Raw genomic sequence first — 11,280 nt, 5'->3', positions numbered from 1 at the left:
GTCGTACGAGCGCTCGTACGACCAGTCTCAGAACCGAAAACTTCCCGCACCGCCCGCGCCCTCGTCAAAGACGATAAGCATCCCGGCTACGGCCAAACGGGCAAGGCGGCCCTCAGGCCACGCTTACCCTTCCTCGCGACTCCCGCGGCCCACACCGTTTCATGCCGCTGCGGTGCTGCGCGCCGAATAAATGGGCGGGTAGTTTCGCGTTCGCAATTGGCGTGATCGGCTCTGATCGGAAGCATGCCTGACGGTTGCTCACCGACACGCTGCAACTTTGTTGGGTCAGGCGTTCACGTCGTCCAACCGGGCAGTGCCATCATCAGCCCGCCCGAGAAAAGCCCGGACAAAATTCAGGTCTGAGGGCTTGTCCACATCCACCGCGGCGAGCCCATCCGCGCATTCGACCACCGTTGCCGAGACACCCGCGCGCTGCCCCAGCGCCGTGATCGCCTCCACCAGCGTCAGCCGCCTTGTGAGATAACGTAGCAGCAAGCGGACCCCGAGGCGCCTGACGATCCGCCACGGCTGCTTGCGGTCACGCTCCACCGCCTGCCAAAGCCGAACTGCATCGATTGCGCGTGGCGTCGCCAGCAGGAAGAGGTTGCAGCCGGACCAATCACCATCGGCGAAACGCAGATAGGTACGCCGCGAGCCTGGCGCTGCCACTTCGATCGCTTCACGTCGGGCGAGCAGGACCGCAACGTCCGCCCCATCAGGCACCCGGGCCACGAAGTCCCGTATCCATTCAGAATTGAGAAGCGCATGGTCGCCCGTGGTGACAATCAGGGGGGCGCCAAGTTCTTCCAACGCGTTCGCAGTGCTGGCGCTCGGTCCAGCGGCCGCAGGAAAGGGCATTGCTCCATGCCGCTCTGCCTCCGCCAGTACCGCCGGACTATTCGCGGCCACTGACACATGCCCGATGCCAGCCGCGCGAAGCGCCATGATGACACGCTCCAGCATCGTTTCTTCGCCAAACGCGATCAATGCCTTGTCGGAAACGCCGGCGTGGACCGCCACGGGATCGGTGCCGTCGCGGGACCCCGCTAGCACGACGCTTGACGGAATCATCGTGCCACCGAATGCCGCCACAATTGCCACAGGACGCCGGGGGCGGCCATTATCGGATGGCGCTCCCGAAACGGCGTTAACGGCACGTGGAGCCCTGTGTGTCGTTCGATCTTCCAGACCGCGTATCGGGTTGCGCCGTCGAAGGTGAAGGCTGCCTTCAGCAAGCGCGCGAGGTTAAGCCACTTGCCCGCAGCTTGCGACTGCAGCCAGGCAGCAGCAAGCGCATTGATCTGGTCTCCGCTCATCCTTGGGGCGAGTTCGCCCTTTCCTTTAGTGAATTGTATGCCGCCGCGCCGCCACGCCAGCGGCAAAAGCTCATCGTAGCGCGCACGACTGTGGCCGATAATCTGATCCTCACGCCCCGGCGCTTCCACGCGCAATTCGGCGGCGTAGGTAGCGCGGAACAGGGCACGCCAGTACGATGACGGCCCGCCCTTCTCCGGTCCATGAAGCGCCGCAAAGCCAGCAGCAGTCGACGTCGCGCTCGCAACAGCGTCAATGACCTTTTGTCTGGAACCGAAGTCCTTGACCCACACGAGAGCCGCGGGCTGGACGAAGCGCGCCCATATTGTGGTGTCGATTGTCCGCCCGCTCGCCGCATTCTCGAAGGCGTCGATCGGCATTGACGCCACCTTGGCGCGGATCAGCTTCCCGCCGACGTTGATCTCGTGATAGCTGACGTCTGGCCACAACAGTCGGCCCATGACCCCGCTGTGCGTATTAGGGTCGCGAAGTACGTAGAAATCGAGCAATCCATCAAGGTCGCCCGTTCGGAGCACCGATCCGTAGAACAGCGCTGCCACGCCGCCCAGCCGGCAAGCGATCACACCTCCGGCACGGACCACCTCCGGTGGTACTTCATGGTCCATCTCGGCAGATATGAAGCTACGAAGCGCGTTCATGGCGTCACAAACCGGATCGGTGTTCCTGTGCGCAACTCGATCGTACCGCCCGGAAATTGCTCGCCGTCGAGAATATAGCCCTGCTGCAGCGTCAGTCTAACCGGGGGTACGTTGTGACTATGGTGATAACCCAGCCGCTCGAGCCAGCCGCCTTCACGCCCCATCACCACGGCACAGGCCGAAAGCGGTAGCAAGCGCGGCGGCGCGTCAACGGCGAGCACGTCAAACCCTGCTCGTGCCTTACCCAACGGCTTGATGCCCAAAGGCAAGCGGCTAAGTGTTGAACCAAGCAGCAGATAGAAGTCGCGAACGCTCGTCTCGCCTGTGGCGTGGTTGAAGATCTCAACCCTGTCACCCAACCGCCAGCGGTTGTGGGAACCGCCAAGACACGTCTGAGCCACCGCTCCGATCAGCGATAAGCCAACGGCAAGTCCGTCAATGGCCCCGAAGCGGTGCGTGCGTTGCGCAAATTCAGTCGCCATCACGAAGCCGCCCGCTCCGAAGATAAAGCCCCGCAGGGGCGTCTCGCCATCGCGAGAAACCTCGATGGGGCGCCGCGTCTGCACCTGGCCGATGGTATGGGCGGCGATCGCACTCTCCACGCTCCAGCCGAGCGGCACTCCGAGGTCCAGCGCCAGCGCATTGGTCTTTCCGGATGGCAACAGCGCCAGCGGAGGGAGGCTCTCGCCGAAGATCGCGGCGGCAGCGCTGATCACGTCGCGCACCGTCCCGTCGCCGCCATCGATGATCAGCAGATCAAGATTATGCGTCGCAAATGACCGCAGAGCCTGGGTCAGTTCCTCGTTGGTCGTTGGTGCGGCCGCGAGCACGCCCGGGCCGATCTTCTGTTTCAGGTTCACCGTCCAGTTGCGCCGGCTCCGAGGATTGGAGATGATCCCCACCCGCACTCCACTGCTTGCGAAGGAGAACGACGCATTTGGCAGTGCGGCAAGTCCGGTGGCAGACGACCATCCCATCACCTCTGCGCGCGCACTGGCCTTGCGATCTAGCGAAATACCCGGGGGAGAGAACATTCTCATAGAAAGCTAAACGCCTAAAAATCAAAATGTAACAACCGGTTGGTACGACCGACGAACACCTCCATAGAGCCAAAATATGGCATGATTGTAGCGATCCCTACGATTGCGAGAACGCTATGTCTTAAGCGATAAACCCTCGCTTGAATGGCAATCGCCTAGCTGAACCCAGTAGCCTCGGCCTGACGACGCCCGCTACCCCCGCGCCACCGCCCGCGCGCTGAGAACAAACGCCAGCAGCGCCACACCCGAGGCAATCAGCGACGCCGCGCCCGCGCCCAGAATGCCAAGCGACGGCATGAGGAGGCCTACCGCCGCGAACAGGATCAACGTTGCCGCGATGCGTATGCGAAGAGCTCGTGCTGCGTGTCCGGTACCTAGGAGTACCGGCTCAAACCCCACCGCCATGATGTCCAAACCCGCCGCAAGCCCGAGCAGCACCAGCACCCAATAGGCGTCCAGATACGCCTCACCCGCGATCAGGCGCAGCGCTGGCTGGCCGAGCAGCGGCACCAGCACGCATGTCGCAAGTCCCACGCCCACCGCCAATCTTGAGGATTGCCGGATCAAGGTCCTCAGCTCTTCGGCGCGCGGGCTGGCGTGGACGCGGGTCATTTCGGGGAAGACCCCGCGCGCGAACAAGTCCGCCAGGCGCACCAATGACTGGCTTAGCTGATAGGCGAGCCGGTAATTGCCCGCCGCCGCCGCGCCGGTAAGTAGGCCGACCAGCACCACCACAAACTGCCGGCTGGCGGTATTCAGCGTTGCATTCATGTTAGTGGCAAACGCAAAATGCCACAGCCCGGGCGTCTCCCTTGCGGCCGCCAGCGTGCCGCGCCAGTGTCGCAATGTCCCGGGCGCCACCCGCAGCGCGGCGATCCAGTAAACCGCGGCCGTCAGCAGCTCGGCCACCGCCCACGCGATCAGAAAGCCGGTGATCGTCGCTTCGTGCAACACCGCGATCACCGCACCGATGAAGCGCACGATCGAGGTTACCGAATCGGCCGCAGCGCCCACTGCAAAGCGATCATGCAAGCGAAGAATGCCGACCGCGGTCGACCGTACTGACAGGAGCAACACTGCCGAAAAGGCAAACGCCTGACGCGTCAGTTCCGCCGACCAGCCGAAACTCGCCCTCATCAGCGGCAGCACTGCGCCCAGGATCGCCACACCGACGATCGCGCCCGCAATGTCGAGCGCCAGGCAGAAGCGGACCAGCCGCGCCAATGCATTTTGCTGCCCGGCCAAGCGATGCGCCATGCCGAAACGGACCACGATCTGCCACGTTTGGAAGCCGACAAACGCGGCCACCGCCTGAGCCGTACTCAGAATGAGCGTGAACAGCCCGAATTTGGCCACCCCGAGAGAGCGGGTGGCGAGCGCCAGGTAGACGATGCTCAGCACCGCTGCGACGCCCTTTCCTGTCAGCAGCCAGCCGACATTACGCAACGCGCGGCGAAAAGGGGTGATTGCGTCGATGGGGGGCGTCAATGGCTGTGTTCCAGGCGCGGCCGCGCTATGGGCCGACAGATGCGGATTGCCTTCCTCTATATCGCAGAAGCCTATCAGTGCTACCACGGCGCGGCGATCGCAATGGAGTTGGCACGCCGCACTGGGGTGACCGTCGTCAACTACTATAACGATCCGGCAACCCCTCATCACCTGTCGCGGATCACCGCGGCTTGGGGCGGGCCAGCCATCGAAACCCGCGCGTTGCGCAAATCGTCGCTGACGCGCGCGCTGCAGCGGATGCAGCGGCTCGGCATGTTCAAGGACATGGTAATGCGCGACAACGCAGCTGAGCTTAACGGCTACGACGCGATATTTGCGGTGGAGAACACCGTCGCCTCACTCCGCCGGCTGGGTGTCACGCACCCGCGCCTGATCTACAGTCCGCACGGTTTCGGTGACCGCGCGCGCGGTTTCATCCCGCGCATCGCCGCGTTCGATCTCGTGCTTCTCGCCGGGCGCAAGACGGCTGCCCGTATGCTAGAAGCAGGTCTGGTCCGCGACGGCGGGTATGCGCTCACCGGCTCGGTGAAGCTGGAGACGGCCGATCGCATCGATCGCACCTCTACGCTCCCATTCGGTGCCCCGCGCCGAACGATCCTCTACAATGCCCACAAAGAGCCGAAGCTGACCTCGTGGCAGCGCTTCATCGAGCCGATGCTCGCTGGCTTCGCCGCCGACAGATCGATGAACCTCATTGTCGCCCCGCACATCAAGATGTTCCGTCGCCAGAATGAGGCTCTGCGCGATCATTGGCGCGCCCGGAGCACCGACAACGTTCTGGTCGATCCCGGGTCTGACCGCTCGGTCGACATGAGTTACGCGGCCGCTGCAGACATCTATGTCGGCGATGTCAGCAGCCAGGTGTATGAATTTTTGGCGACGCCGCGCCCCTGCGTGTTCCTCAATGCAAACCGCATCGACTGGCAGGATGACCCGAGTTTCGCACACTGGCACCTAGGCGATGTAGTCGATGACCCGGCGGAACTCATGGCCGCAATCCGCGCTGCCGCCGCCCGCCACACGCTCTATCGCGATCGGCAACAGGCGATGGCGCGGGCGAGCCTGGGTGATACCAGCCCCGGCGCTGCAGCCCGAGCCGCAGAAGCGGTGATCTCCTTCCTCCGGTCCCGGTCCGCGGCATGAAGGTCGGCTTCCTCTTCAACCACGACGCGCTTCACCAGATTCGCCATACTGCCCCGGTGATTGCGGAAATGGCGCGCTTCCCCGGTGTTGAAGCCGTCGTGCTCACGTCCTCAGCTGCGCAGGAGCAGCAGGTCCGTGCCCTGCTGGGTTCAGTGGTAGCCAACGTCAGCTTCCTATCGCTGCAGGTTGGCCCGCTAGCTGCTGCGCTTGATCGCGCGTTGAGATTTGTCGCACCCTTCCGTCGGCTCGCAACCCTGCGCGAGAACCTGGCGATGTTCGCCACACTTGACGTGCTTGTAGTACCCGAGACCACCTCACTCCTACTGCGTGATCGTTTCGGGCTGGTCGGCCCGAAATTCGTCTGGATCCCGCACGGCGCCGGCGATCGTTCGGTCGGCTTCCGCCCCGTGATGCGCGGCTTTGATCTCGTTCTCCTATCCGGCCTAAAGGTACAGGAACGGATGCTGGCCGCCGGTCTGATCACCGCTGAAAACCACGCAATTGTCGGCTATCCAAAGTTTGATACAATCGCTCCGAGCCCGCCCGCGCGACTATTCCAGGACGACCGGCCAACAGTTCTTTACAACCCGCACTTCGACCCGAAGCTCTCCTCTTGGTACACGATGGGGGAGGGAGTGCTTGCCTCGTTCGCCGCTCAGTCACGATTCAATCTGATCGTCGCACCGCACGTGATGCTCGCCAAGCGCCGCATTCACGCATCCGTCGAGCATCGCGTCGTCCGCTGGCGCCGCGACTTCGCAGCGCGATATGCCGGTTTGCCACATATCCATATCGATATGGGCAGTGAGGCTTCAGTAGATATGACCTATACGCGCGCCGCTGACATCTATCTCGGGGACGCCAGCAGCCAAGTCTATGAATGGATACATCGACCGCGCCCGGTGATCCACCTAAACGCCGCCCGCTTCGCGTGGGAGAATGATCTCGCCTTTGCGCATTGGCGCCTGGGCGATGTCGTCGCCGATCTTGCCGATCTACCGGCAGCGCTGGATCGCGCCGTCGCGACACCCGCTCGCTACCGCGGCGTACAGGAAGCCGCCTTTGCCGCGACCTTCTCGGTTACTGATCAACCCGCCTCGCGCCGCGCCGCCACCTCGATCATGGGGCGGTTTGCCAAGGCCTAGCGTCGCCAATCCACGATCTGCCACCCCCGTTCGGTCGCCAGCCGGCGGAGCGGTGCATGGGGATTTACCGCGACTGGTTCGTCCACCCACTCGAAAGTCGGTTGATCGCTGGCATGGTCCGAATAGAACCTGATGTGCGTGGTCTGCCGGTTCAACCCGGTTTGCGAGAACCATCTGGAGATCATCGCATGCTTGGCGACGCCGTAACAATTCAGTCCATCCAGCCGCGAAAGAATTTGCCCGTCGGGCCCGCGCTGCGCCAGCGTGGCAAGCAGGTCAGCCACTCCGAGTCGCCGGGCGATCGGCTCAGCATAGAAGCGGTGCGCTGCCGTGGCGATCACGATCTGCCGCCCCTCTGCTCGATCCACCGCGATCTGAGCCGATGCGCCATCACGCAGATGATGGCCCACAATCCAGTCAGCAAATGCGTCGGACACGGCAGCCAGCCGCTTGGCCGGCACAGCGCGGCCCAGCAACATCGAATGCATCAATTCCTTCAGCTGATCCCGATCGATTGCGCCCAGCGCGCGCGCCAAAGCGCCCAGCGAAACCGTTGGGAGCAACAGCAGACGCGCTGGGCCCAGGCGCCAACCTGCGAACAGCAGATACGGCGTCCACGTGGGCAGGCTCGTGATCGTGCGATCGAGATCGTAGATAGCAATTCGGGTGTGTTTACTGTCTGTCATCGCCCAATTCTAAACTGCTAGCATGCGTTCCTGACTTGTTTCATCTCGAGGACGAGTTGAACGTTGCTGACGTGCGGCAAAGGTAAGGTACGCAACGCCTTGACGAACTCGTGGGTCAAAGCGAACCCATAAGAGAATTCCGAAATCAGTGAACGCATGAAGCCCCCGACCTTTGCGACCCCACGTTACTCCGTTTGGGTCATTTTCATCGCGATAGTGCGCATCGAAAAGGCGGAGGGCAATAATGGGGTTCAGTGAACAAATGGCGGTATGGTGCATCCTGACATCCTTACGCCGCAGTCCTCCCAGCACCATTTCGCGCACGTGAAGCCGAGATGATCGTCACAGGCCCATCATAAACGGATGGTCGCGTCACCTATTCGCGCGACATCCGCTCGGCTGCGACGGAGAGCTGCATTCGCCGATGATCATGTTGAGAGCAAGAACCACCTGTGCCCTCCTCACGAGATACCTTCCAATGCTTTCGAGTGGCGTGCCTTCTCGGGGTTCTAAACTCTCTGCTTGTGACCTCAGCAAGCCGAAGCGCTCGTGTGCGCGCTCGATCATCCGGCGCTGCGCGGTGACCTCGGCTTGGCGCACCGCCGTGGTCGCCTCCACGTCAACGATCACGGCATGATCGAGGTCGATCAGATATTTGGTCGAATAGGGGAAGAACGCCCGCCCACGCGACGCCGCGGTCCAGCGTGCGGCCGGATCGGCAACCGCCAACTGCTTGGGCACGACCGGTGTCGCCGCTCCAAACGCGGCATCGTCGAGGACAGCGAGATATTCGCGGACCGGGTGGCTGCCGTTTCCCGGCGGCAGATCGTCATGATTATCAACCGTGTGCTGGCGGCTGACATCGGCCCGGATCAGGCTGGCATCGACTGCGAAGCCTTCGCCGCCAACCAGGCCCTCGGCCATGCAGCGTGCCACCGTGGCCTCGAACAGCCGGCGCAGCAGGTCGCAGTCGCGGAAGCGGCCGTGCCGGTTTTTGGAGAAGGTCGAATGGTCGGGCACGTCGCCCTCGACCGTGGTCCACCTTGCGATGTTGCGGAGTCGATCACCGGTGAACGGACCGCTTCCGTCCGTTATGCGCAGCAGGTACGCAGGCACTCAGCAGCGATTTTGACGCCATGGTCGGTGATCCATGGCCAATCTGCGCCGCTGGTGAACAACGCTGCCGGTACATATTGCCAAGTGTGCCGGCAGCGATGTTCAAGACGAAGCCTACAGCTGGAAAACGAACATCCTCACCTGTCCTTCATGTGGCAAGCGACGTTTCGGGCTGGGATTGTCGACATCCCTAATCATCGTGTTGATCACCTCCGGCGTCGTGCGACGTGTTTGCCAGTAGGGGATCTTGCCCGCGATTGCGTTCGTGCGGATCATGAGCTGCCGAACATTGGCAGAGTGCCGCACGAAAACCTCTGCCGCGGCGACAGCATCGTTCGAAGGCTCGTCATACCCGTCGCCCAAGTGCACAGCGCTCCGATCTGCGGCCAACTTTTGCAGCAGATCGGTGAAGCTTGGCCATGCTGGCTGACCGGCGCGGCGCATGAAATAGCACGCCAATGCTGCCGGTCCGCAATTCCACGCCGACGGCAGAATTTTCCAAGACCGCGCTAGTCTACCGGCAGAATAGACGATGGCGAAGGACCGGGCGATATTCGTTGCCGTCAAGTCGTTTCGATCAACCTTTGCGTGGTCGAAGAACCTTTCGATGTCCTCGTCGATTTCAGCCTTTAGGGCGAGTGGATGAGAGGTTCGTTCATCAACAAGCTTACGGATGAACTGACCGACAACGCGACCATAATAGAGCCGCGAATTCGTCGTTAGCCGCTGCGCCAGTTCGCTGGCGCTGGCTGCGTCATCTGGCAACCGGTTGAAGATGCCCAGAGGTCGTTCGCCGCCGAGCGCGATGGAGATGGAGCGCTTCCGTACCTCCTGTCCGATCTCGGTCTCCTCGCCTACGAGCTCAGCCAAGCTGCGGCTTCCTAGCAGCAGAGTCAGCTGAGCCTTTCGCTGTGTTGTCCCTGCTGGCGCAGAGAGGAAGGAACGTAGGTTGGCGCCGCGCCGGGCCGCTCCGTCAGCCGCCATGGAGAGTTCGACATCGTTGGCCAGCAGCAACAAATCTGCATGTTCGTCGCGATAGCGGTTAGGGTCGGCCAGCAGTCGATCGAAAGGGATCACGCCGGGTACCCCGTGCGACGACACGACACCGTTCACCGAGAAAACGATTTGAGCGAGAAGGCTCTGATCGCTTCGGGAGGGAGCGATCAACTAAAACAGCAGATCCTCGGTCTGTCCGATGATGTCGAGCAAGGGAGGCGCAAGAACGGCCATAGCCACAAACATCAGGACCGACTGGCCGGTGAGCAACTCGCCGACGTTCGCGCGCCACTCCTCGGCACTGCAACGGAACGAAGGTTGCGGGAAGCGTGGCGAGAAGATGACGGGGCCGGACGGAGTGCTGGCGGCAGAGAAGACGCAACGGTCTGGCATGACAAAGTTCGGACCGTTCCAGCCAGATCGATCAATCGGAGCGGGTCCGTGATATGGTGTGATCTCGCTTAAGCATTGTGCGAGGCAATCGCGCTCCTGTTTCCCGTGGACAATCAGACCCTCTGCTTGCAGCCGCCGTAGAAGTTTAGGCTGAGGAAATGAAAGGACGTTTCGAGGCAGCCACAGCTCAGTGCCGTCGTTACACTTGAAATGCGCCAGTTCGGCACCGGAAGATGCAACGGCGCTCTGGATAGTATCGATGTGTTTTGCCATGGTAAGTTATCCCATCATGATGTGATGGCGAGACCACGGTCGTGGTCTGTCCCCAGAGTCCCCATGTTCCCCAGCGATAAGCATGCGAAGCTCAGCGGCCAGGCAGCGCTGATGAAGGGTGCAGGCGTGTGCCAATGGCCGCGTGACAGCGTTAAAAGCTAATCAGCTGCTAATTGGCATTAGCCCACCGGTACTATGGGTTCAGACACCGCAACACCGCGTCTCGCCATTAAGTTCGTGTACGAATGTTGAGCTATTTCGTAGGCGCCAAGCCCCGGGTGGTGTCGCGAACCCCGATCAGAAGACGCAGGTCCTCGAACCGGTGCTTGTGGAGCCACAGCAGAACCTTGGTGTGGATCGGTTCAGGGATGCTATAGCGCCGTCCATAGCGTACATGCCGGCCGTCCCCACTGTCCCCACTTGCGATGGCCGGCCAGTACGACTTCATAAGATAGGTCACCGCTGAGACGGCATTCTGGATCGGGCGGCGATCAATCTTGATTGGCAAATTCACCGGGGACTCTGGGGACGCTCCGGCCTTCACGCTGCGGTACTTGGTGCGGGTGCGCAGGCGATCCACGACCTCGATCATCTCCCCTTTCAGCAGCATGGGCAGGTGGGGACTGAACAAGCCGGTGGTGGGGTCATAGTCACAGTGGAAGTAGCCAATCAGATAGCCGCAGGCATCTCGCGCGCCTTCTCGGTTGAGTGCTGACCGTATGCGCGCCATGAAGCGGCCAACGTTCCATCCCGGAAGCTCCTGGGCCGTGAACTGCTCATTGTTGGGCACGATGGTGGCGCCGCGCCAATCATCCAGATCGCACCCGATAAAGTTCAGGACGGTAGCGCATTCGATGATGCGATGATCACGCCACGCCAGTAAGCGTGGCGTGAGGACCGCAGTTTATGCGGCTTGGGCTGTTGGCTGATCTGTCTGGGGCACCCAGTTCCACGGCATCAGCTCGTCCCAGCGGGTGGCGGGCCAGTCGCCGGCGACCCTGGCGAT

General features: G+C 62.0%; 10 protein-coding genes and 1 pseudogene. 2 read left to right on the top strand and 9 right to left on the bottom strand.

The genetic code is table 11. The features are described 5' to 3' along the window. Positions 1-285: 285 nt before the first annotated feature. The 4 genes from CA236_RS18240 to CA236_RS18225 form a co-directional block, all read right to left on the bottom strand. Entirely contained in the window at positions 286-1,020 is a 735-nt protein-coding gene (locus CA236_RS18240) for a nucleotidyltransferase family protein (RefSeq protein ID WP_346962781.1), read from the bottom strand. A 47-nt stretch (positions 1,021-1,067) separates the two neighbouring features. After that, positions 1,068-1,973 carry a hypothetical protein gene (locus CA236_RS18235; RefSeq protein WP_046406664.1) on the bottom strand — a complete coding sequence of 302 codons (906 nt, stop codon included), beginning with the start codon at positions 1,971-1,973 and terminating at the stop codon, positions 1,068-1,070. Beyond that, entirely contained in the window at positions 1,970-2,875 is a 906-nt protein-coding gene (locus CA236_RS18230) for a diacylglycerol kinase family protein (protein WP_164518999.1), read from the bottom strand. Before CA236_RS18230 ends, CA236_RS18235 begins: the two co-directional genes overlap by 4 nt. Before the next feature lie 330 nt (positions 2,876-3,205). Then, complete coding sequence (locus tag CA236_RS18225) at positions 3,206-4,501, bottom strand: oligosaccharide flippase family protein (RefSeq protein WP_164518998.1); 1,296 nt, start codon at positions 4,499-4,501, stop codon at positions 3,206-3,208. Positions 4,502-4,540: 39 nt separating this feature from the next. On the opposite strand from CA236_RS18225, the gene CA236_RS18220 reads away from it, so the two are divergent. Beyond that, positions 4,541-5,665: a hypothetical protein gene (locus tag CA236_RS18220; protein WP_046406671.1), complete on the top strand. Its 1,125-nt coding sequence runs from the start codon at positions 4,541-4,543 to the stop codon at positions 5,663-5,665. Next, entirely contained in the window at positions 5,662-6,810 is a 1,149-nt protein-coding gene (locus CA236_RS18215) for a hypothetical protein (RefSeq protein ID WP_125946684.1), read from the top strand. The genes CA236_RS18220 and CA236_RS18215 overlap by 4 nt, the downstream gene beginning before the upstream one ends. On the opposite strand, the gene CA236_RS18210 is transcribed toward CA236_RS18215, so the two are convergent. From CA236_RS18210 to CA236_RS18190, 5 genes and pseudogenes are all read right to left on the bottom strand, one after another. Beyond that, on the bottom strand, positions 6,807-7,496 hold the full coding sequence (locus CA236_RS18210) for an HAD-IB family phosphatase (protein ID WP_046406659.1): 690 nt from the start codon (positions 7,494-7,496) through the stop codon (positions 6,807-6,809). The genes CA236_RS18215 and CA236_RS18210 overlap by 4 nt on opposite strands. Positions 7,497-8,030: 534 nt before the next feature. Beyond that, positions 8,031-8,528: pseudogene (locus CA236_RS18205) on the bottom strand (IS5/IS1182 family transposase); the annotation flags it as partial. A gap of 198 nt (positions 8,529-8,726) precedes the next feature. Beyond that, on the bottom strand, positions 8,727-9,689 hold the full coding sequence (locus tag CA236_RS18200) for a hypothetical protein (protein WP_164518997.1): 963 nt from the start codon (positions 9,687-9,689) through the stop codon (positions 8,727-8,729). Between the two features lie 90 nt (positions 9,690-9,779). Further along, a complete protein-coding gene (locus CA236_RS18195; RefSeq protein WP_125946682.1) occupies positions 9,780-10,274 on the bottom strand; it encodes a DUF927 domain-containing protein in 495 nt (164 codons plus the stop codon). Positions 10,275-10,527: 253 nt separating this feature from the next. Beyond that, on the bottom strand, positions 10,528-11,064 hold the full coding sequence (locus CA236_RS18190) for a hypothetical protein (RefSeq protein WP_125946681.1): 537 nt from the start codon (positions 11,062-11,064) through the stop codon (positions 10,528-10,530). Between the last annotated feature and the right edge of the window lie 216 nt (positions 11,065-11,280).

Origin of the sequence: Sphingomonas sp. ABOLG (genome assembly GCF_003950435.1) — a bacterium.
Lineage (GTDB): Bacteria > Pseudomonadota > Alphaproteobacteria > Sphingomonadales > Sphingomonadaceae > Sphingomonas > Sphingomonas panaciterrae.
The sequence above is the reverse complement of the archived record's forward strand: the minus strand, read 5'-3'. Positions and strand labels throughout refer to the sequence as shown.